This is a genomic window from Sphingopyxis sp. NJF-3, assembly GCF_053514865.1.
Map to the genome: position 1 here is coordinate 2,089,515 of NZ_CM130726.1, position 25,847 is coordinate 2,115,361.

Annotated in this window: 25 protein-coding genes and 1 pseudogene; 6 read left to right on the plus strand and 20 right to left on the minus strand. The window is 63.8% G+C overall.

Features of this window, described 5'->3' with window-relative positions:
• Positions 1-48: 48 nt before the first annotated feature.
• From trbB to ACOTSS_RS10340, 3 genes and pseudogenes are all read right to left on the minus strand, one after another.
• Positions 49-1,056: a P-type conjugative transfer ATPase TrbB gene (gene trbB, locus ACOTSS_RS10330; RefSeq protein ID WP_448688083.1), complete on the minus strand. Its 1,008-nt coding sequence runs from the start codon at positions 1,054-1,056 to the stop codon at positions 49-51.
• Entirely contained in the window at positions 1,053-1,457 is a 405-nt protein-coding gene (locus tag ACOTSS_RS10335) for a ribbon-helix-helix protein, CopG family (protein ID WP_295323847.1), read from the minus strand. The genes trbB and ACOTSS_RS10335 overlap by 4 nt, the downstream gene beginning before the upstream one ends.
• Positions 1,458-1,460: 3 nt before the next feature.
• Positions 1,461-3,462: pseudogene (locus tag ACOTSS_RS10340) on the minus strand (conjugal transfer protein TraG).
• 540 nt (positions 3,463-4,002) lie between these two features.
• On the opposite strand from ACOTSS_RS10340, the gene ACOTSS_RS10345 reads away from it, so the two are divergent.
• Both ACOTSS_RS10345 and ACOTSS_RS10350 read left to right on the plus strand, forming a co-directional pair.
• Positions 4,003-4,797 (plus strand): hypothetical protein, encoded by a 795-nt coding sequence (locus tag ACOTSS_RS10345; protein WP_448688084.1) that lies wholly within the window; start codon positions 4,003-4,005, stop codon positions 4,795-4,797.
• Positions 4,798-4,843: 46 nt separating this feature from the next.
• Entirely contained in the window at positions 4,844-5,536 is a 693-nt protein-coding gene (locus ACOTSS_RS10350) for a hypothetical protein (protein WP_448688085.1), read from the plus strand.
• An 8-nt stretch (positions 5,537-5,544) separates the two neighbouring features.
• Here ACOTSS_RS10350 and ACOTSS_RS10355 read toward each other — a convergent pair whose 3' ends face one another.
• Positions 5,545-6,219 carry a hypothetical protein gene (locus ACOTSS_RS10355; protein WP_448688086.1) on the minus strand — a complete coding sequence of 225 codons (675 nt, stop codon included), beginning with the start codon at positions 6,217-6,219 and terminating at the stop codon, positions 5,545-5,547.
• Positions 6,216-7,328, minus strand: a complete 1,113-nt coding sequence (locus ACOTSS_RS10360) for a hypothetical protein (RefSeq protein WP_448688087.1) — start codon at positions 7,326-7,328, stop codon at positions 6,216-6,218. The genes ACOTSS_RS10355 and ACOTSS_RS10360 overlap by 4 nt, the downstream gene beginning before the upstream one ends.
• Before the next feature lie 334 nt (positions 7,329-7,662).
• Between ACOTSS_RS10360 and ACOTSS_RS10365 the strand changes: the two genes are divergently transcribed.
• The 3 genes from ACOTSS_RS10365 to ACOTSS_RS10375 are packed head-to-tail and all read left to right on the plus strand — an operon-like array spanning position 7,663 to position 11,390.
• The gene (locus ACOTSS_RS10365; RefSeq protein WP_448688088.1) at positions 7,663-8,895 is read left to right on the plus strand and encodes an AAA family ATPase; all 1,233 of its coding nucleotides are present in this window, start codon (positions 7,663-7,665) and stop codon (positions 8,893-8,895) included.
• Positions 8,892-9,470, plus strand: coding sequence for an RloB domain-containing protein (locus tag ACOTSS_RS10370; protein WP_448688089.1), 579 nt, complete (start codon positions 8,892-8,894; stop codon positions 9,468-9,470). The genes ACOTSS_RS10365 and ACOTSS_RS10370 overlap by 4 nt, the downstream gene beginning before the upstream one ends.
• Complete coding sequence (locus ACOTSS_RS10375; protein ID WP_448688090.1) at positions 9,471-11,390, plus strand: DUF7380 domain-containing protein; 1,920 nt, start codon at positions 9,471-9,473, stop codon at positions 11,388-11,390.
• On the opposite strand, the gene ACOTSS_RS10380 is transcribed toward ACOTSS_RS10375, so the two are convergent.
• The 9 genes from ACOTSS_RS10380 to ACOTSS_RS10420 form a co-directional block, all read right to left on the minus strand.
• On the minus strand, positions 11,387-12,349 hold the full coding sequence (locus ACOTSS_RS10380; protein ID WP_448688091.1) for a DUF4238 domain-containing protein: 963 nt from the start codon (positions 12,347-12,349) through the stop codon (positions 11,387-11,389). The two genes, ACOTSS_RS10375 and ACOTSS_RS10380, sit on opposite strands and share 4 nt — an antisense overlap.
• Positions 12,350-12,385: 36 nt before the next feature.
• Entirely contained in the window at positions 12,386-12,865 is a 480-nt protein-coding gene (locus ACOTSS_RS10385) for a hypothetical protein (protein ID WP_448688092.1), read from the minus strand.
• The gene (locus ACOTSS_RS10390) at positions 12,862-13,131 is read right to left on the minus strand and encodes an ECs_2282 family putative zinc-binding protein (RefSeq protein ID WP_448688093.1); all 270 of its coding nucleotides are present in this window, start codon (positions 13,129-13,131) and stop codon (positions 12,862-12,864) included. The genes ACOTSS_RS10385 and ACOTSS_RS10390 overlap by 4 nt, the downstream gene beginning before the upstream one ends.
• 101 nt (positions 13,132-13,232) lie before the next feature.
• Complete coding sequence (locus tag ACOTSS_RS10395; RefSeq protein ID WP_448688094.1) at positions 13,233-13,931, minus strand: DUF4238 domain-containing protein; 699 nt, start codon at positions 13,929-13,931, stop codon at positions 13,233-13,235.
• Positions 13,932-13,952: 21 nt separating this feature from the next.
• Complete coding sequence (locus tag ACOTSS_RS10400) at positions 13,953-14,822, minus strand: restriction endonuclease (protein ID WP_448688095.1); 870 nt, start codon at positions 14,820-14,822, stop codon at positions 13,953-13,955.
• 213 nt (positions 14,823-15,035) lie between these two features.
• Positions 15,036-16,130: a hypothetical protein gene (locus tag ACOTSS_RS10405; protein ID WP_448688096.1), complete on the minus strand. Its 1,095-nt coding sequence runs from the start codon at positions 16,128-16,130 to the stop codon at positions 15,036-15,038.
• A 259-nt stretch (positions 16,131-16,389) separates the two neighbouring features.
• Positions 16,390-18,378, minus strand: coding sequence for a relaxase/mobilization nuclease RlxS (rlxS, locus tag ACOTSS_RS10410; RefSeq protein ID WP_448688097.1), 1,989 nt, complete (start codon positions 18,376-18,378; stop codon positions 16,390-16,392).
• Positions 18,379-18,702: 324 nt separating this feature from the next.
• The gene (locus ACOTSS_RS10415) at positions 18,703-18,867 is read right to left on the minus strand and encodes a hypothetical protein (protein ID WP_448688098.1); all 165 of its coding nucleotides are present in this window, start codon (positions 18,865-18,867) and stop codon (positions 18,703-18,705) included.
• Positions 18,868-19,187: 320 nt separating this feature from the next.
• Positions 19,188-19,508: a DUF736 domain-containing protein gene (locus tag ACOTSS_RS10420; protein WP_448688099.1), complete on the minus strand. Its 321-nt coding sequence runs from the start codon at positions 19,506-19,508 to the stop codon at positions 19,188-19,190.
• 361 nt (positions 19,509-19,869) lie between these two features.
• Between ACOTSS_RS10420 and ACOTSS_RS10425 the strand changes: the two genes are divergently transcribed.
• Positions 19,870-20,097 (plus strand): hypothetical protein, encoded by a 228-nt coding sequence (locus tag ACOTSS_RS10425; protein WP_448688100.1) that lies wholly within the window; start codon positions 19,870-19,872, stop codon positions 20,095-20,097.
• A 131-nt stretch (positions 20,098-20,228) separates the two neighbouring features.
• Here ACOTSS_RS10425 and ACOTSS_RS10430 read toward each other — a convergent pair whose 3' ends face one another.
• The 6 genes from ACOTSS_RS10430 to ACOTSS_RS10455 all read right to left on the minus strand — a co-directional run bounded on the left by ACOTSS_RS10430 (position 20,229) and on the right by ACOTSS_RS10455 (position 25,722).
• Positions 20,229-21,971, minus strand: coding sequence for a ParB/RepB/Spo0J family partition protein (locus tag ACOTSS_RS10430; RefSeq protein ID WP_448688101.1), 1,743 nt, complete (start codon positions 21,969-21,971; stop codon positions 20,229-20,231).
• A gap of 83 nt (positions 21,972-22,054) precedes the next feature.
• Entirely contained in the window at positions 22,055-22,477 is a 423-nt protein-coding gene (locus tag ACOTSS_RS10435; RefSeq protein ID WP_448688102.1) for a DUF2958 domain-containing protein, read from the minus strand.
• Positions 22,474-23,448 carry an ArdC family protein gene (locus tag ACOTSS_RS10440; RefSeq protein WP_448688103.1) on the minus strand — a complete coding sequence of 325 codons (975 nt, stop codon included), beginning with the start codon at positions 23,446-23,448 and terminating at the stop codon, positions 22,474-22,476. Before ACOTSS_RS10440 ends, ACOTSS_RS10435 begins: the two co-directional genes overlap by 4 nt.
• Before the next feature lie 954 nt (positions 23,449-24,402).
• Entirely contained in the window at positions 24,403-24,981 is a 579-nt protein-coding gene (locus tag ACOTSS_RS10445) for a lytic transglycosylase domain-containing protein (RefSeq protein ID WP_448688104.1), read from the minus strand.
• Positions 24,969-25,499, minus strand: a complete 531-nt coding sequence (locus ACOTSS_RS10450) for a S26 family signal peptidase (RefSeq protein ID WP_448688105.1) — start codon at positions 25,497-25,499, stop codon at positions 24,969-24,971. Before ACOTSS_RS10450 ends, ACOTSS_RS10445 begins: the two co-directional genes overlap by 13 nt.
• Entirely contained in the window at positions 25,492-25,722 is a 231-nt protein-coding gene (locus ACOTSS_RS10455; protein WP_448688106.1) for a helix-turn-helix domain-containing protein, read from the minus strand. Before ACOTSS_RS10455 ends, ACOTSS_RS10450 begins: the two co-directional genes overlap by 8 nt.
• Positions 25,723-25,847 lie beyond the last annotated feature (125 nt).

Here is a 25,847-nt window from a genome sequence, read left to right on the forward strand (position 1 = left end):
GGGCGCGGGCCTTTGCCGCGAGCGGTGCGAGGGCGCGAACGTGCATGGTCAATCTCCTATGGTTTCGGGGGTCTGGTCGGGGGTGAGGTCGCGGACGGCGTAGTTGCCTTGCGCGTCGAGGCCGGCGACGCGCGCGATCGTGTCCACGCGGCGGGCGAGGCCACGACCGGCGATGAAAACGATCATGTCGATGGCTTCGGCAATCAGCCGGCGCGGGACGGTGACGACGCTTTCCTGAACAAGCTGTTCGAGCCGATAGAGTGCGGCGGTCGCGCTATTGGCGTGGACCGTCGCGATGCCGCCCGGATGCCCGGTGTTCCATGCCTTCAGCATGTCCAGCGCCTCGCGTCCGCGCACCTCGCCGACGATGATGCGATCCGGGCGCAGGCGGAGCGTCGAGCGCACAAGGTCGGCCATTGTGACCGCGCCGGTCCCGGTCGGGCCGATAGAGCGGGTGCGAAGCGCGACAACATCGCTGGCCGCACATTGCAGTTCGCGCGTGTCCTCTATGATGAGGACGCGCTCGTCGAGGCCGGCCATTTCGGCGAGCAGCGCATTGGCGAGTGTCGTCTTGCCCGACGACGTGCCGCCCGCGACCAGAATGTTCCGTCGTTCCATGACGGCCATCGACAAGAGCCGCGCGGTGTCGGGCGACATGATGCCGTCCTTCACATAATCGAGCAGCGTATAGATGCGCGCGGCGGGCTTACGGATGCTGAAACAGGGTGCGAGGCTGACCGGGGGCAATACGCCCTCGAACCGCTCGCCCGCGCCCTCGCCGTGCGGGGGCAGTTCGGCCGATATGATTGGCGCCGCCGCATGAGCCTCGGTCCGCGCGTGGCTGGCGACCAGCCGAATGATGCGTTCGATCTGCGCCGGGTCGTAGCGCGTGCCGGTGTCGATACGGCCCTCGCCGAGCCGGTCGAGCCGCAACACCCCGTCAGGGTTCACCATGATCTCGATAACGGCGGGGTCGGACAGCGCCGCGGCGATGCCCGGTCCCATCGCCGTGCGGAGCATCGCGCGGCGGCGATCTGCGGAAAGCGCGTCGGTCATGGCTGGGCCTCAATGATGTTTTGGGTGTCGAGCGTCCGCTTGCCGCCCGCGATCTGGCGGCCAAGCTGGGCGATGAATCGCTCGAAACGCTGGTTGCCGGTCGCGAGCGCGGCGGCGTCGGCTTCGGGGAGCGGCGCGGTGACGGTAAGCTGGTAGCGCACGAACAGCGCCAGCGCCTCCAACACGACCTCCATGTCGCGGCGGCCTGCGGCGACCTCGCGCGATATGCGGTCGAGCCGGACTTTCAGAAGGTCATCGACCTCCTTCGTCGCGCGGCGCGCCAGCCAATCGCGAAGCGCCTCGTTGACGATCCGCGACTTGTTGCCGCCGCGCCGGATCACCAGCGCGTCGAGCGCATCGCCGAGGTCGCTGTCGATATAGAGATTCTGCCGGACCTTCATCGCCTACAGTCCCGGCAACAGGTCTTGGGATTGCGATTGATTCATCGCGTGGCCGCGCACAAGCGACGCGCGAACGCGGTCCATGACGCGCTTGTCAGCCGCCGCGTCGGGGTCGTCGCGCTCAAGGTCGGGCAATTCGAGTTGCGTCGCAGGTTCGGGCTGAGGCGGCTTCTCGTCGATCGACGGGTGCCGCTGCTGCTGCAAGCCGCCGTCCTCGTCCACGCCAGCCTCGTCATCGGCCTTGCCGAGCCTGCTATCGGGCGCGCTGACCAGCCCGGTCCAGTCGTCGGGGCGGCTTGGCGGTCGGTCGGCATAGTCACCAAGGGCGAGCGCGGGCGGCGGCAAGAGCCGCGCGCGAAAATTGGCATCCTTGTAATATTGCAGCTTCTTCGCCCGGATCGGAGCCATGCCCGACACGAGAACCAGCTCGTCGGCGGGCGGTAGCTGCATCACCTCGCCCTGCGTCAACAGCGGACGCGCGGTTTCCTGTCGGCTGACCATGACGTGCGCGAGCCAGGGGGCGAGCCGATGCCCCGCATAGTTCCGCATCGCGCGCTGTTCGGTCGCGACGCCGAGAGCATCGGAAACCCGCTTCGCCGTGCGCTCGTCATTGGTCGAGAAAACGACGCGCACATGGCAGTTATCGAGGATCGAATTATGCTCGCCGTAGGCTTTATCGACCTGATTGAGACTTTGCGCGATCAGATAGACCCGGATTCCGTAGCCCGCCATGAAGGCAAGGCTCGTCTCGAAGAAATCCAATCTGCCGAGTGCTACGAACTCGTCGAGCATCATCAGAAGCTGGTGCTTACGCATCGAGCTTCTCCGTGAGGCGGCGGCCGATCTGATTGAGCATCAGGCGCACAAGCGGCTTCGTGCGCGAAATGTCCGACGGCGGAATGACGAGATAGAGCGATACGGGGTGGTCGGCTTCGACCAGATCGGCGATGCGCCAGTCGGAGCGTGATGTGACGGCCGCGACGGTCGGGTCGCGATAGAGGCCGAGAAAACTCATTGCGGTGGACAGGACGCCCGACCGTTCATTCTCCGACTTGTTCAGCACCTCACGCGCCGCGCTGGCGACAACGGGATGAACCTGCGGCGCTTCCTTCGTGCCGACATGGTTCGTGGTCATCATCCGGCGCAAGGTGCTGACGGAGGGTCTGGACGGGTCAGACAAGAATGTCGCGACGCGGGCCAGCGTCTTTTCTTCCTCGGCATAGAGAATGTGGAGGATCGCGCCGACAAGCAGGCTGTGGCTGGTCTTTTCCCAGTGGTTGCGCCGTTCTAGCGAACCCTCCGGGTCAACCAAAATATCCGCCACATTCTGAACGTCGCGAACCTCGTTCGCGCCCTTCCTGACCTCCAGCAGCGGGTTATATTTCGCGGAACGCGGGTCGGTCGGGTTGAACAGCAGGACATGCGAAAAGTGCGCGCGCCAGCCCGCCGTAAGCTGCCAGTTCTCACCCTTTATGTCGTGGATGATGGCCGAGCCGGTCCAGCTCAGCAGCGTCGGAATGACGAGGCCGACGCCCTTGCCGGAACGGGTCGGGGCGAAGGCCATGACATGCTCCGGCCCGTCGTGGCGAAGGTAGCGGCTACGCAGGCGGCCGAGAAAGACCCCGTTGTCGCTGAGCAGGCCCGCCCGGCTGATCTCTCCCTTCGTCGCCCAGCGCGCCGAGCCGTATGTCGTGACATGGCGCGACTGGCGCGCGCGCCAGAGCGACCCGGCGATGGCGGACGCGCAGCCGAGAAAGCCGCTGGCCCCAGCGATCATCCCGGCCTTGTCGAAAACCTCGGGCGCGTAAGCCTCGTAGTGATACCACCACGGAAAAATCGCCCACGGCCGATAGATCGGCGTGTCTCCAGCCATGAACCATGCCGGGCCAAGCTGCGGCTGATAGCCAAGCTGCGCCGCGCACCATTGCGTCGCGGCCCAGACGCCCGCGATCACCATCGCGAAAACGACGAAAATCTGTCCGACAAGGAGCTTGGTAGGCGTCAAGGGATTCTCCCGGCGACGCAAGGATCGCGTCGGCGGCCCAAAATCAGCCGGGTCGGGGAAATCTCATATGACGGTTATGGTGCGTGATGACGCGGCATGACGCAAAACAGTTGGCTGCTTCATGCTGAAACTAAGATTGGCGAACCGATAGGACCCCTCAAGGGCCTCAGCCAACGCGACTTTCCTATTCGCTCACTCCGTAGCCACTTCATTGCCGGAGGCCCTAACTCCTGAGAAGAAGAATCTACGATAAGCAAGACGACGAACAAGTTTGCACCGGAGGTTCGCGAACGAGCAGTCCGCATGGTGCTGGATCACGAGAATCGGGAGTTGCGGCAGTCCAACGAGATCCTGAGTAAGGCATCCGCATATTTTAGTTGCGCATCCGTTGAGCCTTCCAGCAAGCGTTCGAGACCGAGTATCTCGGCGCGGACCTGACGGCGCGATAGGGCATTGGGATCGCCGCATTTCCCAAGCCTATTTTAAAAACGTGAAAACTGCGCCACCCTCAATATCGGTGTGAGCAAAGGGGAGATGGTGATGAAAGATCAGGATGCACCCCAGCCGATCGGGTACTTTCCGCCGATCGATTTAAGCAACAGCGCCTCGTGGGACGAGGATTTCGCCCAAAGGATATGGGCGACGCAGTTTCTGTCGGTTGCTCCGCTTTCCCGCTTCTTTCTGTCGATGCGGGTCGTTTACGCAAACGTCGCCGTTCGCATTCTGCAGGTTCTCGCCTTTGCCGGCATTGCCGCCTTTCTCTATTGGGCGACGCTCATGCCCGACGGCAGCATCGCGCAACAGATTCTGATCGGCCTATCGGTGGGGTCGGGGGCCTTTTGTTTCACGTCCTTCTTCGTTGCCGCCTTTCTGGCGGTTGGACATCGCGTCAGCTTCTTTCTGATCCTGTTGATCGCCGCCAGCGCGGCTCTGGCCTGGCTGACTGACGGGTTTTCACAAAGCCTCGCCGTCGCGGCGACGACCGCGCTCGCGCTGTGCCTGCTGCTCGACATCAATTTGCGGCAACTACAGGACTCCGCGATGACGCTGGCGCAGAACGCGCGCTCCAATCTGGACGATCACGACGTCGAGACGGCGAATGCTGAAGATGCCACGGCGCCGCAGCATTATGCTGTTGGCGGCGGAACCATCAGCGAAACCATACAATATGACCTCGTGGGTTGCTATCGCGCCATTCGCGCGCGGCTCGGCGAGGACTATCCGGATGATTTGGTTATGCGGACAATCAAACAAGCACGGCAATTGCGAGACAACGATCCTGACGCCTTCGCCATTGCAGAAAATTGGCATGCCCACGCGCATCCGAGCGGCTGATGGCGCATAATCCGAACCGGCGGCGGCGTTGCATAGAGGAGGCATGATGGCTGATAGCAAGAGGCATCGTCCGGCGCTGATCCGCCGGTACACATCGATACCCGTGGCGATCGACATGGTGTCGCGCGGCGAGTTGGTGCTTCTCGATCCGAGCCGCTGGGAGGATCGCAATGATCGCCATTATATGCAGCTCTATAAGGAGCGAAATGCGATTGGCGGCCTCTATGCGCTTTGCGGCGCGACCTGCGCCGAAACCTATCATCACTGGCGGGTGTTCACGGCGAGCGCCGACGGAGCGTGCGTCGAGTTCCACAAGGAAAAGCTCGAGGCAATATTGCTCGAGCATGCGCACGTCCGCGCCAAAGAGGTCCGCTACCTGACGCTCGAAAGTATCGCGCAGCTCGGACCGCGAAGCGCGCGCGACCTCCCCTTCCTCAAGCGCTATGCGTTCAAGCCCGAGTCCGAATATCGGATCATCGCCGAAAGCGCGGAGCCGCAGCGCCCGGCGCTTGCGATCCCCTTGCCGCTCGACTGCATCGCGCGCATCCTTCTCAATCCCTGGCTATCGGACGGTCTCGCCGCGACGATGAAAGCGACGATCGCCGCTATTCCCGGTAGCCCGTCGATCATTGTCGAGCATTCGCATCTGCTCGAAAATGCAAAATGGAAACGCGCGGGGGAGCGTATCGCCGGGCGTCAGCCAGCGCCTGCCGCACGGGCACGCCTCCGCGAGAGATGAGAGTGCGATCAGGACGAGGATGATGCCGACAGCGCGGCGTCCATCTCGTGCATCAGCATGATCAGGTCGCCCGGCCAGATGTCAGTGAAGATCACCGCCTTGCCGTGGTCCGCCTGGGTGTAAGCGAGCGTACGCCACTGCACCGATGTGGCATTGCGAATATCGAGCGCGCCGCCATGCGAGAGCGCGTTGCGGACGACGCGGGCGAAATTCCAGACGGCGGGCCAGCCTCCGGGCTTTTTCCCATGGGCCGCTTCGATGCTCTGACGGTGATCCTCGAAATAGCTCGTCAGCATCGCCTGCGAGAGACCGAAAAGATAATGCTCGATCGCGCCGAGATGCGGCTTTGCCGTCGGCGGCTTGGCAGCGTCGGCAAAGCATTGGAAGACGAGACGGTCGGGCCACCAATTCTTCACCATCCGGTCCGCGATCTCATAGGGCGCGATGCTGAGGCGCAGGCCGCAGGCCATCGCACCGAAGATCGCGGTGTCGTCCCGCGGCCAGACGTTTGCGGTGCGCGCCTGGGAATTATGCGCTTCGGCGAGCATGCTGAAACCCGCCACGGCGGTGACGAATGTCGCGATGGGCTTGAAAATCGGCCGCTGCGGCAGGATGATCAGTTCGCGTTGAGCGACTTCCATATCGCCTTCTCCGAGATCGCCAAGCACGAGTCTTTTGGTCATGGCGCCTCCCCCGAGCGCGCCTCAACCGCGCCGCCATAGACCCAGCCGCGCACGAGGCGGTCGGCGAGTGGATCGCGAACGACGATCAGGCTCCAGCGTCCCTTTCGTTTTTCGACGGCGAAGTGCATGCCGGCCTCGCCGCGCAAGATGAGCGGCGCATCGCCCGCGGGCGCCCCACGGATATTGGCCGCGCGCTGCAGTGCGCCGCGTTCGAGACCTTCGAGATAGGCCGCGTCAAGTTCCTTATCGGCGGCTTGAAACGCGGCAATCTGTTCGGACAATGCCTCGACCTGCGCGCGCATGTCCGCAAACCCCTGCCGCTGCTCGGCGGTCAGTTCTTCGAGCGCACGATCCGGAAGCGACGCCTCCACGGTCAGGACAAGCACCATGATGCTGATCAGACTCATTCTCTTGACGTCGTCCTGCGTATTCTCCCAGATTTTCGCCAACACGCCGAGCAGCGCCGCGAACAGGCTCGCGCCGGCCTCGGGCGACGGCGCCTCGACGATGGCTTCGACCAGATTCTGCGCTTCGAGTGCATGCTCGTGCGCGACGCGGGCGGCGGCGGCGTGCATATCTTCAGCGCTCGCACGGAGCGTCGCCATGTCGAGCATTGCCCAGCGTTCCGAGAGGCTACGGAAAGCCGAGAGTTCGGGGCTGAGGCGCGTGGCGAGAAACGCGATGCTCTTTTGCCATTCGGCGGTGGCGAGCGAAGCAGCCAAAAGGCTTTTCTGACCTTGCAGCAAGCGCAATGTCGCGGGCAAGCTCTTGTCGAGCAGCATGCTCAGGTCCGCGGAATGAGCCGCAACCGCCGCATTCTTGCTCGCGATCGCCCGCCCAGTTTCCTCGATGGCGCGCAGCCATGTCGGGGTGACATGGGCGCCCAAGATTTTCTGCATTGCGGTCTGCTTTTCCGCAATGGCCTGCAACTGCGCCAGGGCACCCGACCGCCGCAGCACATCGAATTGCTCGAAGACCCTGCTTTGCACGCGCAATTGCTCGAGCACCGCCGGCGAACCCAAAGCCTGGTCGATGCTGCGTCGGAGCCGCAAAGCCTCATTCATCGAGTCGCTGAGTAGGAAACTGCCGAGATATTTTTTGTCGCTCATGACGCCTGAGTGCCAAAATTCGTCCGGGCAAACCAGCCTTACCCGATTCCCTGGTCACGACATTTCCGCCGTCGTGGAGCCCGACGGCAAAGCGCCTCATGTCGGCCGTTCCGAAGATTAGCGCGTATCACCAAGAAGCGGACGCTCATTGGCTAGAGAGCACGTTGGTAAGTTCGCGCCTCATCGTCGCTAGGCGGCGAACGACTACTATCACGCAGGAATTACACGATTGACGTCTCACGCAATCTCTATTGCGCGGGAATGTACGGCGATTAAGGTCCGACATTGACAAAATCACGTTAAAGTATTAATTATAGCTCCAACGGAGGCCGCTATGCTCTATCGCCTTGAACTCGAAAATTTCTACTCGATTCGCGATGCGCAGGTCCTCGACCTAGCGATCCCGCCCAATGTCCCCGGCGAAGAAGACCGGTTCGCGCCGCTTTTTCCGGGCTCGGCGTACCGCGCGCCAAAAGTTGTCGCGATCTATGGCGCCAATGCATCTGGCAAGACAACGATCCTCAAGGCGCTCAACTTTCTTTTCACCTTCGCCAAGGACAGCGTCCAGCGCACGGCGCCGGGCTTTTTCGGGCTCGAACGCTTCAACGACGAGGCGTCAATGGCACGGCCGATCCGGCTCGCGGTCGAGCTTGGCGGCATCATGGATTTCGATGCCGACAAGGTGGAGCAGATCGAGGCAGGCGCGACGGCTGACTTCGGTCTTCTTCGCTACGAACTCGAGATCGCAGTGGATGATGGCCTCGCCGCCCGCGTCACGAGCGAGGCGCTGCGCCAGCGTCCCGATGGGAAGGGCAAATGGCAACGCATCTTCGAGCGCAATGCCGCAGGCGATGTCAAGGGCAGCGCGAGCTTCCCGATCGCGGGCTATCGCCATCTCCTCAACACGCTCCGGCCGAACGTTTCGGTCATCTCCTCCTTTGCGATGTTCCAGCATCCGACGGCCGCGCAGTTCGTCGAGCAGCTGTCGCTCGTCGTCGGGAACCTCGGCTGGGATGGGGCGCCGAACGACCAGGCGGTCGTCAATTTTCTCGCGGCAGACCCCGGCCTTGTCGAGGCGCTCAATCGCGATCTTCGCCGCATCGATGTCGGTGTCGAGGCGATGCGGATCGAGACCGGCACGAATGGGCCTTATCCGATGTTCAAGCACGAAGGTCTCGGTGTCGAGATGCCTTGGCAACTCGAAAGCGGCGGCACCAAAGCGTTCATCCGCATTTTTCCCTTGCTCTCGATCGCGCTCGCACGCGGCGGGATCGTGATCATCGACGAGTTCGACCTCATGATCCATCCGCTCGTGCTCCCCGAGATTCTCGCTTGGTTCCACGACCGGGAGGGGCGCAACCCTCATGATGCGCAGCTTTGGATCACCTGCCATTCGGCATCGCTGCTAGACGATCTCGCGAAGGAAGAAATCGTCTTCGCCGAGAAGGATCCAGCGGGTCGGACGTCGATCTATAGCCTGATGGACATCAAGGCGGTCCGCCGCGGCGACAATCTCTACAGCAAATATCTCGCCGGCGCCTATGGCGCGGTCCCCCATATCGGATGAGACGGCGCCGCCCCTTCCGACCGCAGCGCGCGCCGATCTTCATCGGCTGCGAGGGAGAGAGCGAGCGCGGCTATGTCGCTTTCCTCGCGCGCCTGGTCGAAGAGGCGTCGCTCGCGGTGCATCTCGACCCTGTGCTGCTGCAGCCGGGCGGGGGCGACCCCCTTGCGATCGTCGAGCGCGCCATCCGGCGGCTCACCGAGCGAAAGCGCAAGCGGCAGATTGGCTATCACGCTCAGTTCATTCTTCTCGACCGCGACAAATGGGGCTTGGTCCCCGCGCGCGATGTCCAGATCGCCGCGATTGCCGCGCGCGCGGAGCTAGCGCTCGTCTGGCAGGCACCGTGCCACGAGGCGATGCTGCTCCGTCATCTCGAACATTGCGCCGCGCTTCGACCGCCGTCGACGGCGCTTGCGGAGGCGCAGATTGCCCAACGCTGGCCGAGCTATGAGAAGCCGATGGACGCGGTGGACCTCGCACAGCGGCTGGATCTCGCGGCGGTTCACCGCGCCGTTGCTGTCGAGCCCGACCTTGGGCGCCTCGTCGCCGCGATCGGTCTTGCAGAAGGCGGCGACTGAATGGCCGGGGCGCACGATGGCGGCGAGAACGGGAAGCAGACCGAACCGGGAGAGCGCGAAAATCAGCGCGCGGCCCCCACCGAGGTGCGGCCGCTCTTCACTGCCGACCAACTCGTAGCGCTCGATCTCAATGACCTGCTCCGGCCCGTGGCCGACGAAGACGAGTATGCCGTCGAGCAGACGCTGCGCACGGCTGCCCGGCAGGCGCGCGAGGGCTGTGATGCCATGAGCGCCGACGCGCTGGCCTTTATTGCCGACATCCTGGGGATCAGGGTGCATTCGAGCGACGAAGCCAAGCCGTTCGCGCCGATGGTCATTGTCGGCGAGCAGCGCAGCCTGATCCCCGACGACATCGCGGGCTCTCAGAGCGATATTCTCGCGACCGTCGCTGCCGGCTGGGAGAATTTGCACCTGCGCGCCAAGGTCGGCGATCTCGTTTTCTACAACGCCCGCAAACATTGGCAGGCGGCAGGTATGGCGCTCGAGGCCTATTGCCATATCGCACGAGGAAGGCTCGACGACAGCATTCGGCCGCGCGTTCCCGATCGTGTCTCAATCCTCGACGTCGTTACGCCGCTCGCGCGCGCGGCGGCGCTCGGGCGGCGACTCAGCAAGCGCGGTGCGATGCCCGCGCGTCTCACAGAGACGTTCAGCGCATGCTACGACGCGGCAATCGCCGGCGCGCATTATGTCGCGTTCAACGAGATCGGCAATGTCGGGCTCGCGCACGAGCTGCGGACGTTCGAGGAGGTTGCGCGGGATGCCGAAGCGCTCGCCGCCTCCGCGAGGCCAGATGTCTATCCCGAGGCGGTCAAACGCGTATGGATACTGGCCGCCGGCTGCCACGAGCGCGCCGGCGCCGGCGACGACGGGCGCCGCTGCCGGCTCGCCGCCGCCGAGGCGACGCTCCGAATGCGGGACCAGTCAGACCAAGCGGCCGTCAAAGCGCACTGGACGAAGGCGGCACTCGGCGAAATGCGCGATATCCCGGGTACGCGCGAGCGCGTGCTCGCGCTCCGCGAGGAACTCAAGGCCTTCCAGGCCACAGCGCAAGACGATCATTCGGCATTCCATTACACGCTTGATCTGGGGGACCAGCAGCGCGCGGCGCGCGAACTCCTCGCCGACGCGAGCTTCGCGCGCGCCTGCCTTCTCCTCTCGAACATGGCCGATGCGCCGTCCCGCGACGAATTGCGCGCGCTCGTGCTCGAAAGCGCCCGCGAGCATCCGCTCGCAGCGTCGATCGGTGCGAGCTATTATGACGCCGAGGGCCGCGAAGCTGCGCGTGTCGAGGCGCTCTCCGATGCAGGCCCAAGCGAAAATTGGTATCGCGCGGAGTGCGCGAAGCATATGGAATTTGTGATGCAGGAGCAGGTGCACGGGCGCATTGAGCCTGCGCGGCTCACCGTGATCGCGCGCATGCCGGTCGAGGAGCGGCATCTCGCGCCGATCGTCGATGCGAGTCCGTTCGTCCCGCGTGGCCGCGCCCCGCTCTTCGCCTTGGCGTTTTCGCGTATGTTTCAGGGCGACTATGCGAGCGCGAGCCATCTCCTGTTCCCGCAGCTCGAAAACAGCCTGCGCCACCTGCTCATGCTGACGAACTGCGATCCGTCGAAGATCGAGCAGGACCTCCTCCAAGGCGACCGCGCGCTCGCCGCGCTCCTCGACGTAAACCGCGGCGAGCTTGAAGCGATCTTCGGGATCGACCGCGTCCACCAGATCGACATCCTGTTCAACTTCCGTCCCGGTCCGGCGCTGCGTAACGAAGCCGCGCACGGCAAGCTGCCGTGGGGTGCGTTCTTCCACCATACCGCGATCTTCGGCTGCTGGTTCATCTTCACGCTCGCCTGCCGTCCGCTTTACCGTGACTGGTACGCGCGTATCGCGCCGCGGCTCGATGCGGCATTCGGTGCGCTCTAGCCGGCGTCGTCGCGAGGGTGCCAGCGGGGCTTGTCAGGCCGCTCGCCGAACGTCATCTCGAATGCAAAGTCATCGGAACTGGTCGTCGCGCTGTCGAAGCGCGGGACCGGCGAGACCGCGGCGTGGCGCTCGACCACCGCCTCCTGTCCCGGCGCATTTGCGAACACGAAACGATAAGCGAAGCGCGCGACAAGCGCGTTGGCACGATAGACGATCGCCGGGTCGTTGATCGTCCGGTGACCGACGTCCTGCCGCACCGGCCGCAGCCGCCCACGCAGCAACATCGTTGGCGTCAGCGGGAACAACAGTTCGAACCGGCGGCAGGCGTTGGCATCGGGGTAGGGCTGGATGTGCATGCGGGGCAGCGCGGCGTCGAAGAAGACAACCGGGTTGTCGCTAGTGAGGAAGGGGACGGCGGTCGTGTTATGAAGAACGTCGAAATGGAGGCGCCGCAGTAGTGCCGCCATATCATCGAGCCCGCCGATCATCGCCATCAGCGAACGATGCGGGTCGATCGAGACGATGAGATCGTTGAGCGCGATCGGGAGCGGCGGGGGCGGAGCCAATCCGCGGGCCACGACCGCCTTCATCGCGCCGCGAACGAGATACGCGAGATGGAGCTCGACCGCGTCGCGGAAGGCCGGGCCGCGCACGCGCATCAGTGCGATCGAGGTGATGATGTCGGGGGCCTCGCGGAACATCGGCGCGCGCCGCGCGAGCGCCTCGACGATCATGCTCCAGCGGCTTTCGACAGTGCTGAAAATCTCCTCGAAGCGCGAGTCGTCGCGCGTTCCGTCGTCGTCGACCTGCGAATAATAATATTTCTCGAACGCCGCTGCCTCGGGGCGCTGGCGGAAAACCTGCTCGGGCGCGTCCTTGCGGATGACAAGCAGCTGGCCCTTCGCATCGACGAAGCGCTTCAGATAGGTGACGGGAACATAATGGTGGCGCTTCGCCATGATGGCTTTTCCAAGAAGGGGAGGCGACGGCTCGGGTCAGAAAATGTCGAGGACGAGTTCTTTCTGCCGTTCGGTGCTGCTCTCGTCGTCCCAGTGCAGCGTGAGCTCGGCGCGCCGCGGGCTCTGCATATGGATGAAACAGAGGAGGTCGACATGATGCTGCTGCTCGAGCATGGGCAGCGGAAACTTCTCTTCAAGTTCGTCCCCCGCCAGCACCTCTTCACCCTGCGAAAAGGTCACCCGTACGTTGCGCGCGGTGCCAGGGCCGCGGTTATAGACTTTGAAGCGATAGTCATTCCGCCCGATCTTGACGAAATTGGCCGATACGTCGGCCTGCCGCTTCTCGGCATCGTCGGCTGCTTCGCGCGCGATGAGCAGCTCGTTGAGCCGTTGCGCGGTGTGGGAAAATTCGGTCTGTCGGCGGTTGAAACGGCCCGTCTGAACCGCCGACCAGATCGCGACCGCGAGCGCGAGGAAAGCGGCGACGTCCGAGAGGTCGATGGTGACCCCGCTCATTTAAAGGTCAGGCTCTTCGAACCCTTCAACGCCTTCTTGAGTCCGGACCGAAGCGTATCGGCCGCCTCGCGCAGAAGGTCGGGCGCCAATTCTTCAAAGGCTGCCTCAGCACGTTCACCATTCTCGCGAACAAGCTCTTCGCGCGCGAAGCTGCGCTCGCACCGGTCGCAGATCACCGGCGCTTCGGGCTCGCCAAAGCGGAATTCTTCGCTGCCGCAAGTCGGACATTGCAGCGCTAGCGTTCGATCGCTCGCATCGTCGGTCATAGATTCCTCATTCAGCAGGATGTCTATCGGAACATAGATGGAACTTCGGCGCGTTCCAACAAGCTTTGTGAGGGTGGCGACGATAGGCAAAGCCGCTGCTGCTAGTCGAAATCGGGCGTCGAAGAATAGACATAGTGCCAGCTGTTCCGCACGGTGAGCTTGTTGATTTCGGCGACGAGCGCCGCGTCGCACGCGATCGTCGTGGGCCGAAAATGCTCGTGCGCTGGATCGAACGACATGAAAAGGCAATGCCGGCTCGAAAGCGGCAAGAGCATTGTCGGTTTGTTCTCGAAGTCGATTACGGGATTGCTTGACGTCAGAAAGCGCGCGCCTTCGAGGTCGTCGCCGATGAATTTCAGGGCATAGTAGAGCGGAATATAAGACTTCGCATTGTCGATAGCCGTCCGAAGCTTGACGATCAGGCGATGATCTTCCGTCCAATGTGCCGTTTCGGCGGCATGCTTTGCATCGATCTCGCGCATGAGGCGCGGTTGATTGTAAAGCATGAACGAAATCGCCGCCGCGAGCGCGCCAATATCCTTAGGGAAATTCCCCGCCAATATCTCTGCGACAACCGCCGATGCATGGCCGTCGATTTGTGCAATCTGCCGCTCGGCCCAGTCGGGCGCATAGCCAACAGGCGGATTGCGCAGCCGATTCCAGTTATTTTTGAATCCGAAGCGTTCATTATTGCCTTTTGCGATCTGTCCGGTCTCGGTATCGAGCCGCCAGAGCGCGCCGTCGGCGTTTTCAAATCGCCTAAGATAGTATCGCGGCGTATAATGATGGCGCTTCGTCAATTGCATAGATTGTCGATCGGATTAGACTTTACTCGCTTGCCGGAGCGCGCAAACATAGACATCTCCGCGAGTTTGGGCTGCGCGGATTTTGTAATCCAAAAGCGACTCTAGAGTGAGGCGCTCTTCGAGCACATGAGACAGATCTTCCCCGTCCATGAGAATTGTCTGGATCTGTTTGCCACGAACGATGGCTTCGATTCCATCGCGCGAAAATCCGTTGACCGACACGAACAGACCGCGGCCATGCATTTTACCATCGACCTTGTGTGCAAAATGATAAAGTTGACCGGTGCTGACGCTCGCCTCCTGCCATTTCGCCTCAACGATGTAATTTTCTCCTTCGAACTTGAAAGTGCCATCAATTTCTTCGCCCTTTAAGCAAAAATGATCGCCCATCTTGACAGATTGCCTGCTGAAAAGTTCGCGAAGGAATGTCTCGAATAATTTGCCGCGGGCCTGAGGCGACATCCCGCTACCAAAGAGTTGGGAGAATGCTTGGTGGAGGGCCCTGAGGTCGGCTGTCTTGACCTGTTTCGCATGCGTCTGCGCCGCGGTTGTTCTCCGGACCGTCGTTGTAGCGTTGCGATTGTCGACAGCAAGCTTGAGCTTGGCAATGCTGCTCTCGGCTTGATTCCGATCGAGCTTGCCTAGCTTGTCGAAATAGTAGGGATCAAAGTAGCTCCAGTTGGCGAGACGATCTATCATCGTCTGGTAGATGGCGTATCCGCGATCCGGACGTGCCGAAAGGCGCGAGAAGGCATCCGTGACAATCAAATGGCGTGATATGTCGCTATCGGGCGCTGCAACCAACTGTGGCGGACAATTGACGCTTAATAAGAACTCCACAATTTTTTTCTTCGGCCAAAATATGGCAAGAATGCAGTCGTGCATTGCCTCTCGAATATCTAACGGGATTTCGGGAGCTGAAGGCATAACTCCATTCTTATGAATCCGAGCGCTTAGATACAAGCCTCGCATCTCGTCCGCTTCGGCACTGCCCGACCCTGAAAGATAACGTGGAGTGCCGCTGAATGATCTGTGCCCTACATTGCGTTCGGTACCTTTAAGCGGACCGTCCAAAGTCGATCCTTTGGCTGGCCGAGGCTATAGTGGCAAGCGGGCCCCAAACTGATGGGCAATGAAAATCTCGATGCGGAACAGATTCATGAGTTGGACAAACATCAGCGTGCATCGAGCGAGGTAGGTCGCGTACCCGATGTGATGGATGTCCCCTTGGCCGCCTTTACCGGCGCGGTATTCGATTGATCCTGACTTACTGTCGAACACCATTCCTCCGTGGTGTGAAGCGTTGCGGATTTGATTGTCGAAATCACCGCAAACAGCGGCCATTGCCGGGTTGTCGGCCAAAGCATTGCAGCGACCCGCTTTGTCTGTCCCGCGATATTTCTCGAAGCTGATTGTTCGCAGCTCGTCGAAAGGGCGGTCCTCAACGAGATTGTTAAGCGCGACGAGAACTTCGACGTTGTCGCCGAAAGCCTCGAACGCGTCGCCGTAGAACATTCTGGTCGATTTGAAATTCGTCGATGCCGCGGCATGATCCTTGCCCACGTTTACATTGGTGGTGACCAGATAATGAACTTGAGAGAACTCCGAAAATGCTCCGAGATAGGCTTTGCACACTTCAAAATATCGGCGTCCATGATTGGCGCTGAGCTCGCGGCTGTAATAGTCGATGAAGCGACCGAAATCGGGCTTGTCCTTGGCAATCCGGACTTGCTCAAACAGGCCTTCGAAAATCTCTTCAAATCGCGGTTGGACTAAGCGCCCGGCGAACTGAAATACCCATTCGGGTAAACTGTCGGGCGGCTCAGGATATCCAGCAGAATCGACGAACCCTGTGCGACGCTTCTCTGCGAGTTCTGTCTTCCCGTTCCGCGTTAGGGACCATGCTGCGCGCAAATGCTCCCACTCCTCGGTAATACGAGCATTGGGCGAGCTTTCGGCAGTTAGTTTAGCTAGATCGAGGGACAAGCCAGCCTTTGCGCGAGCGGCGAGGATGCCCTTGATCATCTCTGCCCCGAATTCGAGACTGGGAAAGGCGTCGTGTCGTCCAACATCGTCCTTGGAGAACACGAACGATGGATGAAGATTTACAATCGGACCATCATTGATCGGATCGATTTTCAGGGCGTTGGGACCATAGATGAAGCCAATCCCCCGTTCGAGGCGAATGTTCATCTCCTCCCCGCAGTTGCTACATGAGAACTGGTGCGCTTGTGTGGGTTCGGCTCCAATCCCGATGCGGAGGATATGTGCCGTCTCGCACTCCTCGCAGGCAGCATATTCCCGTGTGATCATTGCGTTAGGTTGGCATAGATCAGAGCGGCCGTCACGGGGATAGAAATTTGCGGCGCACCAGTCACCCGCAACCGGCTGCTTTCCGAATTGCGAGTCCGAAAGCGGACAGGCCGAAACCGGCAGAACTTCCCGATATCGGTCACGAAATGCTCGGTCCGCTACGCTGCCGTTCGAAGGTCCAGTTTGTGCCGCCCTCGCGCATGATGCCCGCCAGGTTCTTGCCGATATGGCGCTCCATCACTGGCCGCCACGGAACCAGGGTAAAATCGCGCGATCGCTCGACAAGGGCTTGCCGCCCGCTCGTCATATCGACGGCGCGGACCAATCGCCCCCGTATCCTCTCCTGCCGCGTCGCTTCGGCGAAGGGCTTGCCGATCTCGTCCGAAAGCTGGTCCGCGACGCGGAGCAATTCGCGGCGCTGAAGGGATGCGAGCATGTCACGCCGATAGACGGTGCGCCCGCCCTGTCCCTCGGCAAGCTGCTCGGCGACCAGCCATTGCCGCCGCAAGGTCTGCGCGGCGCGAACCTCGGCGCCGAAACCGGCATCGCGAAGCGACGCCGGACTGTCGGCGACCAATTCCCGGTCGAGCCACGTCGCGGCCTCGGCCCCCGGCAGTTTGTCGAGCGGCACCACCGACAGCGTTTCGACGGTGACGGGGTGGTCGCGAAGCTGACGCGCCTCGAACTGCTCCACCTTGCCCAGATGGTCGGGGGTGATGATCCAGCTTCCATCGGGTTCGCGCTCGACGTTTCGCATCACACGCCGCATCGCTTCGAGCCGGCGGACATGGGTCTCGGCAAACCGCTCGCTTGCGGTCGGATCGTGGCGCAAATGCGCGTCGATCGTGTAGCGTCCACCATTCACGGCGGCGACCTCGGCAATCGTGCGATCGGAGGAGCGAACGCCGCCGGCGCTGCGCGGCGCAATCTCGACAATCGCGTCTTTGGGGATCGGACTGACCCCATCGCCCTTGCCGATCTCGGCATAATGGGTGCGCCCGTCGGTCGCCTCGACGATGACATAATGGCGGTCGGCATATTCGTCGGACAGACCGCGTTCGACGACGCGGCCGACAAGCGGGCGGGCATCGGTTGCAGCCGGGTCATAGATGATCTGATCGACCAGCGCGGGCGCGGTCCCGCGCGCCGCAAAGGCGCGCTGCATGGTGCGGATAATGTCGCCCCGCTCGCCCATGCGGCGGAGCGTGTCGGCAAGATCGGGGACGAGCCGCCAATGCGCCGCACCGTGGCGGGTCGCCAGCCCGAGCCGTTCCAGCTTCCTGAGCCGCCCCATGCGAATTGCCTGATCGAACGCGCCGCGCGCATTGGAACTGACAAGAATATCCTTGTCGGCCTCGCGGAGCATCGCGCGGTCGATGCTGGTCAACCGCTCCTGTTCCACCTCGGCCCGTAGGCGCTGCTCGATCGCATGGTCGGTGCGCGGGCCAAGGTCGAGGTCAACCAGCTCTAAGGCGCGCTCGCGCAGGCCGTGGCTGATATAGTCGCGCGCGATGACAAGATCGGCGCCGCGCTCGTCCTTCCCGCGCACGATGATATGGGTATGCGGGTGACCGGTGTTGTAGTGATCGACCGCCACCCAATCGAGCTTGGTCCCTAGATCGTCCTCGACACGCTGCATGAGGCGCCGGGTCAGCGGTTTCAGGTCGTCATATTCCATGCCGTCCTCCGCGCTGACGATGAAGCGGAATTGGTGACGATCGTTCTTCGTCGGTTCGAGCCAGGCATTACGGTCCACCGCGTCGCTGTCGGCGCTATAGAGTTGCCCGCGGCCGCCCTCGCGCGTCGTGCCGTCGCGCTCGACGTAGCGCATGTGCGCCTTGGCGACCTCGAAGCCGTTGCCGCCCAGCTTGACGGTGCGAACCTTGACGATCACGCGCCGCTGGCGAAACGCCGCGAAACGGTCGCGCGACGACAGGACGCGGCCGACGCCGGCCCCGCGCCCGATCCGGCTGCCGGTGAAGGCCGACTGCCGGGCGCGACCGGGGGCACCGCCGCGCGCGAGATTGGCGGCGGCGATGACGCGCGAGAGAAACTTGCGCGGGCGTGGCGCGCGGCCCTTGTCGCCGATGCGGCCAAGCCGCGGTTCAAAATCATCTTCGGTGGACATGGGCGGCGTCCTTTTGGGGAGAGGATGCGCGATCATGCGCGCGGCCCGGACATATGAAAATCGGTGCCGCCGAACATGGCGGAAAACCGCCGATTTCTACCCCCTTGGCACTGTCGCCAGCATGGCGGCACTGTTTTCTTCCCCCTAAAAACGATGTACAGACAAATAGTTACGGCAACCGGGGGTGCCGTAGCTTTATATCTTGCCATCGCGCCCCCTGCTCTCCCCATCTGCTCAACCCCCTCGCCTTCCCCTTCCCGCGATCAAAAAGGGGAGCGGCGCCCGTCGGCGCCTCTCCCGAAAACCGCTCCAACGGCCATCGGATCACCTGTGCCGGCACGCCTGTTCGGCCTGGCGCTGTGCCCGGTCGCGACGCTTTCCCTTCCTTTCCGCCGCGCGCAATTCGGCCTCGATCTGGCGTCGTTCGGCGGCATCGTCGCACCATGAAAGTTCGGCGCGCAGTTCCTCGATTTGCTGTTCGATCGACATGATTTTTCTCCTCATCTTGCGAAAGATGAGGCTTCGCCCGGCGGCGAACGGGCTGGGTCCAGGACCGCGAAGCGGCCGCGCAGCGGGCGATGGGGGTGCCGATTTTGTCGGCGGCGGAGTGGAGCGAAGCGAAGCGGAGACGGCGGCAAAATTGGGGGCACCGTCGATCCTTGACGCAGCCCGTTCGCCGCCGGATGCTGGGCAATACTGAGCGGATTTCTCACCTCCCGGATCGGCCCCGGCGCTGATTTCATCCCCCAAAAAGGAGCGCCTGAAACAAAAATGCCCCGCGCCGGATGTCCGGCGCGGGGCGGATCGGCTCAGTCGCCAGGGTTCCAGATGATCGCGAAGGCGTCGTCGTCATCCTGCCCGGCGGCGCGGCCGAGGTTGGCGTAGAGGGTGCGCGGCCCGAGTTCGGGGGCCGACATGGCGAGGCGAACATATTCGCGCTGGCTCATTTCGCCGGTGCGAATCCAGCCGCCGCCGAGTTCGACGCCGTTCGATACGACGCGGTAGTCGGGCTGCTCGCCGGTCTTGCCGCGATTGGGCACGATGGCGACCTCGGCGTTGATCGAAAGCGTGCGGATCGCGCCTTTGAACGACCCGTCGGACTGGCGTTGCACATAACCGATGGCAGGCATTCTTCATCTCCTTGGTATCTCGCCGGGCCTCGTGCCGGGCGATGGGCGGACCACAGGGACGGTGCGAGCGGCCCCGCGAACCGAAGGCCGGAGCGTCAGCGGAGGACCGGAAGCGCGAAAGCCGATTTGAAGCGAAGCGGCCGCGAGGAGCGCCGCCTCGGCGGCGCGGGGAAATCGGTTTCGCGCGATGGTTTTGCGGGTTCGCGGCCGTCCCAGGTCCAACGTCCCGCGCCCCGGCATGGGGGCGAGTGATGATGCCGGGATGAGGAATCGCCTTCGCCGCAACGCGAACTGGTGGGTAGCGAAAGCGCCAATCCCCTTCCCGCTTTCGGATTTCGCGAGAGAGTCTATAGCCGCTGCGATGAGCGGGGGCACCACGATAGCGAGTCAGATCGAGCGCCTGATCGCGCGGCTGGACGGTGCGGGCGTGTGCGACGACTGCATCACCGAGCGGCTGGACCTGTCGGTGCGCAGCCAGGCCAATCTCGTCACGCGCGGACTCGGCGGGCAGCGGGGCTATGAGCGCAGCAAGGACGCCTGCACGCTATGCGCACGGGTCAAGACGGTGATCCGGCATCGCGCGAGATAGAGCGAGACGGAAAACCAGAACGGATTGGACCGAGACATTAATCGCGCCGCGGGCCGCGAAAGCGGCGCGCGGCGCGACGATTTTTTTCAGGATCAGGAAGGCGGGCGGCGGTTATCCGCCGCCCGCCACCATCATGCGGCCTCGCGTTCGGGCGGCGGATCGCTGCGCGCCGCCTGCACCTTGGCGTGGGCGGTGACGCTGCCGACGCCGCCACGCGCCGTGTAGGCGGATGGCGGAAAGGCCATCCATTTCGGCACCCAAGCCTCGACCTTGGGCCGCCCGTTCGCGCCGTCCAGATGATCGCGGACGATGCGTTTCAAGACCTTGCCCGGCTCTTTCGCATTGGCGGTCGCGACCTCCTCGCCCGCCACCTCGGCGACGATGCGGGTCAGCACCTCCTTGTCGCGGAGCAACTCGAAAAAGGCGTCATCGGCCCGCCAGTAGCGGGCCATATCGACGCCGATCTCGGTCCCGACCGCCTCGACCGCGGCGCTGCCGCTTTCGAGCGTTTCGCCGATCACGATGACGATCACGTCCATCACCGCGCGGTCGGGAAGGTCGAGCAAGCGCAGGAACAGGCCCGCGAGGCCGGTGCTGTCGCCATTGCCGCCGGTGACGGTCGGCTCCTCGGGCGGGAAGCCGAGCAGGTCTAGCACCGCGCGGCGCTTGGCGTCGAACGCGGCCTCGGCCGGGCAGGTTTCGACGCTCTCGCGCGCGCCCTCGTTGCGGCAGGTCTGCGGCTCGGGCTTCACGCGCCACAGATAGGATCCGGCGATGGCATGGGCGACCAGCAAGCGCAATGCGACCTTGGGGTGATGGCAAAGCGCCGCACGGACGGCGGCATGGCGGTGCAGGTCGATATAGGTTTGGCAAGTGCTGCTCACCTCGGGGCGCGGCACTTTCGGGCCGCTGTCGATGGCCTCTCCGCGTTCGAGGCGCTTGGCTTCCTTGGCGGTGACATAGCCTTCGTGGAAGGCGATTTCGCCATTGTCGCGCACCTCGATATAGACGCGCCCGCCCTTGCGCTTGGGCGCCTTGCAATATTCCCATGTCGAGAAATATTGCCCGCGCGGCACGATGACGACATCGCCCCATCCCTCGTCCAGATAGGCGTCGCGGCGGTCTTCGATCACCGCTTCCTGAGACTTCCAGAACGCATCGGCGTCGGCGAAATAGCGGTCGTCGCCGAAGAGGTCGGCGATGATGGCAAGCCCGCTCGCCTCGACGTCGAACAGCGCATGATCGACCTTGATCGACGCGCCGCCGAACAGCCACCCCTTCAATTGGTGGCCGGTGGGGCAATAGGCGTCCGCGTCGTCGTAGAGCGCAAGCCACGCCTTTTGCTGCGCCTTGCTCGCCAAGGTCAGGTGGCGGACGGTCGCGGCGTTGATCGCCTCGTCGCGATAGAGGGTGCGGACGCGCGGCAGGAGATTGCCGAGCGCGAGGATGCGTTTCACACCTTGCTCGGGGATGCCGAAGGTCGCCGATATATCGGCGATTTCGCGGCCTTCCTTCGCCAGCCGGGTGAAGGTTTCCCAGCGCGTCACCTCGTCGGGCGCGAGGCGGGCGATATTCTCGATCAGCGAGGCCTCGATCGCACCGGCATCGTCGCCCTCCTCGAGAATCGCGCAGGGCAGCGGCTCGCCCGCGCCGTCCTGCTCGTCGGCGACGATCTTGGCGGCGGTGAAGCGCCGCGCGCCCGCGACGATCTCATAAGCACCATCGGCGCAATTCGGTCGCACGAGCAATGGCACCATGACGCCGCGCGCGCGGATGGTCGGCAGGATGTCCGATACGTCGGGCGCCTTTTTCGCATAGCGCATATTGGCCTTGCTGATCGACAGCTTGCCAAGCGGAATAAAGTCGAGTTTCATCGGTCGGCTCCTCAAGAGCGCCGGTCCGTCGAGTTTAGCGATTGGGCGGACCGGCTTGATTTGCGGCGGAAACGCGCCGCGCGTCATCCGCCGTCTGGCGGAATCTCGTCGTCATTTCCGGCGCGCGCGAGGCGGCGGAACGCTGTTTCGGCGGCAAGGATCGACCCGGCGCGGCGCGACCACGCCGCCCATGTCGAAAGCCGGTGCCCGGTCCGGAAACCTATGTCGCGTTCGATGCCGAGGCCGAAGGACAAGCGGACGCCCGCCAGTTCGGCGAGGCTGAACGGGCCGAGTTCGGGGGTGCCAAAGCCAAGATCGGCGAGGCCGAACAGCGTATCACCATCGGCATAAAGCTCGGTCGCGAGCCATGTCGCCGCGCCGACCGGATTGAAGAATTTGACGACCGGAACGGGATCGGGTTCGGCCAGCCCATGTTGGAGCGCATCATGGTGCGCGGCGGCATTGGCGCGCAGCGCGGCGTGAAGATCGGGGGTCAGGAGCGTCATGCCGCCGCTCCCTGCAATTCGCTGGCCTCACCGGCTTCGGCGTGACGCGCGAGCAACCAGTCGGCGGCCTTGCTCGCCTGGCTCGCGGCGCGGAAGATCGCGCGATTATCCTCGCGCAGCACGGCGAGCCAGCTGCCGAGATAATCGGCGTGACGCACGGTCGGGTCGATGCCGAGCGCGGCGCACAGGAAGGCGCTACCCATTTCGGCGACCAGTTCCTCGCGGGCATAATCCTTGCCGCCGATGCCGTTCATAAACTTGCGGTCGAGCCGCGAGACATGGCCGGTGGCGTGGGTCAGTTCGTGCAGCGCGGTGCGATAATAGTTGATCTGCTCGAAGAAAGCGGGCTGCGGCGGCACCTGCACATAATCCTCGCCCGGAACGTAAAAGGCCTTGTCGCCGCCGACGCGGAAATCGACCCCCGACGCGGCGATGACGGCTTCGGCGACCGGCACGATCTCGCATTCGGGCAGCGGTGCGGGATCGGCGGCGAGGCCGGGGCGCAGCCCTTCGCATTGTGCGATGTTGAACAGGGTGAAGCGTTTCAGGAAGGGAATGGCGCGGGCGTCCTCGCCGGTCTGCCGCGCGCGTTCCTTCTCGGCTTCGGGGGTGAAGCGGTCGGCATAGACGGCGGTGGTGCCGCGCTCGCCCTTGCGGACATTGCCGCCCGCTTCGAGCGCCTGCCGGAAGGTCAGCCACGATTGCGAAGGCCAGCCGCGTTCGATCACGGCCCCCCACAGGATGAGAATATTGACGCCGCTGTAGCTACGCCCGGTCAGCGCGTTGCGCGGGATGCCGGGGACGGTGCTGGCGCCATCGGGACGGCCCCAAGGCTGCACCCAAGGAACGCGGCCCGCTTCCAGTTCGGCGATGATGCGGTTCGTGACCGCCTCGTAGAGATTGGCGCGTGTCGCCGGGGGCTTGGCCCCTCCGGCCTCGCGGCGCGCGCGGCGTGTGCGGGTCTGGCGCATCCTATCCTCCTCCAGCCGCCCCAAAACCACCGGGCCTGCCCCGGAGCGGGGGTGGGCGGCGAAATGCGACCTGCCGGGCGCGGCTAGGAGGCGGGCCGCACGCGAAGCGCCGGAATGCAATGGAGGAGCCGGTCCGCAGGATCGGCTTGCGGAACGCCGGGCCGGGCCCAGAAGGGAGCGCCGCCCACCCGCGCGACAGGGGAAGGTCCATCATGAAGCCGCTGCGCAGCAGCGCCCGCCGCGCCGCCAGCGATCGTTACCGAATGGCCGGGACGCAGCGCGGCCCGGTGCCGCCGACGAAGGCGGCGGCATAGAGCGCGATCGCGCCGCAAGGCGCGAGGCGGCACCGAAATCCGGAATCCTCGGGAGATCAGTCAGTGCTTACGGTCCGGACGCTCCCTCTCGCCCTCGCCAGCCCTCGCCTTTCTTGCCCTTCTCGCGGTCGGCATTGGCGCGCTGATCATTTGGAGCACCGCACCGGCGCGCGGTACAAGCGAGCCTCGTGGTGCCCGCCCGATTCAACCGAACAGGATCATCGGGCATGACGGCGGTAACGCGCATCCTACAAATCCGCTTATCCTGGGTGCGACGCAGACGAATGGAACGCCCGATGCACGCCACTTTGCAGTTCTATCTCCCGATCATGGCCGCCGTTGCCGGCGCAGGCCTCGGTATCGCGGCGATCATCCGGGCCGCGTGCGAGGGCACCGCAACGATCATCCGGGCTCGCCGCGGCGACGCGCCACCTCCTGCTGACCGGTCCGCCCTGCACCGGCTTCATCGACCTCTTCTGCGGCACCGGCGGACTGGTGAAGGGGGTATGAAAGACTGATCGCGGCGCGCAAGGCCCGTTCGGTTCGGTCCAGATAACCGGCGAGCAATAGATGGCAGGAATAGCCAGCGCGCCCTCGCCGCGAAGCCCCATTCCTCGATAAGAAGCCGGCCTAGCCGACTCTAATATCGGATGAAAAATATCTGCTGCACGGCCGCGCCCGCCTTCTCACGCGCGACCCGACCCTGCCGCGCGACGAACGGGCCGGCGCGCGCGCCGAGATGCCCTGTTTCGCGATGTCCGGCGACGCTCGCCATATAGGCGCGTGTCTCACCGGGAAGCCGGGAACGGCCCGCGAGCCAAGCCGAGTAGCGCGCCGGTCCCGCATTATAGGCGCCGAACAGCCCCGGATAGCCGAAACGATCATACATGAGCCGCAGATAATATGTCCCGGCCATGATGTTGTCGCGCGGGGCATGCGGATCGCTCCCCAGCCCGAGCCGCGCGCGCATGTCGGCCCATGTCCCCGGCATGAGCTGCATGAGGCCCATCGCGCCCGCCCGGCTGACGATCGGCCGACCATCGAGCGTCGTACGCCCGGCGCTTTCGGCGCGCATCACCCGCTCGATCCATTCGACCGGGACGCCGTAGCGCGCCGACGCCTCGGCGACATAGGGCCGCCAGCGATACACCGAATCAGCCCGAGCGGGCACAGGCGCGACCAGCGTCAGCGCGGCGAGCGCGATCCTCAGCGCGACCACAACAGCCGCGCCCGTCCGACAATATCGCCGGCCTCGCTCACGCCGAAATAGCGCCCGTCGAAGGACGCGGGGCTTTCCGTCATCAACAGGAATACCTCGCTCGCTCCAAGCTCGACGCATCCCGACCACCACGGCATCGGCCTCCCCGCTCCGTCGCGATCAAGACGCATGGCGACAAGCCGTCCGTTGACTGTCACGCGCGCGCCAGCGGCGCAGACCTCATCGCCGGCAACGGCGGCCACACGCTTCACCAGCGGCACATTGGCCGGCAGATAATGGCGGCGCGCCGCGAGCATCCGAAACTCGCCCGGAATGCGCACGATCACCATGTCGCCAGGAACAATCGCCGCGCCGTCGCCGATCGCATAGAGGCCGACCGGCGCGCTGGCGCTGACGTTCCAGAGCAGGCGCGGGCGCGGTTCGATCAGCAGCGTCACGGCGAGCGCGGCTGCAAGGCCGCCGCAGCCGAGCGCCCATCGGCCGAGCCGTCGCCGCTTGGCCGATGCCGGATCAGTCATGGCCGGGCTCCCTGCCCTGCCCGACCGACCAGCTATCGAGATCGTCGATATGGTAGCGGATGCGCCGGCAATGGCGGCGGAAACGCGGCCCGGTTCCGCGGGTGCGATGCACCTGCAAGGTCCGCAGCGAGACGCCGAGATAATGGGCGGCCTGCTTGGGGCTCAGGAAGGGCGAGCCGCGTCTGGCCTCTTTCGCCCGCTCGATATTGTCCGTTTCTTCCATGCTGCTTCCCGCTCCGTGTCGCCGTGTCGGGGAAACGGGGAGCATGGGCGGCGACCGGCGTGCGCGGACGTGTCGGATTTGCCGAAGCGCAATTCCGACACCCCGTCCGGCAACCATTGTGTGCG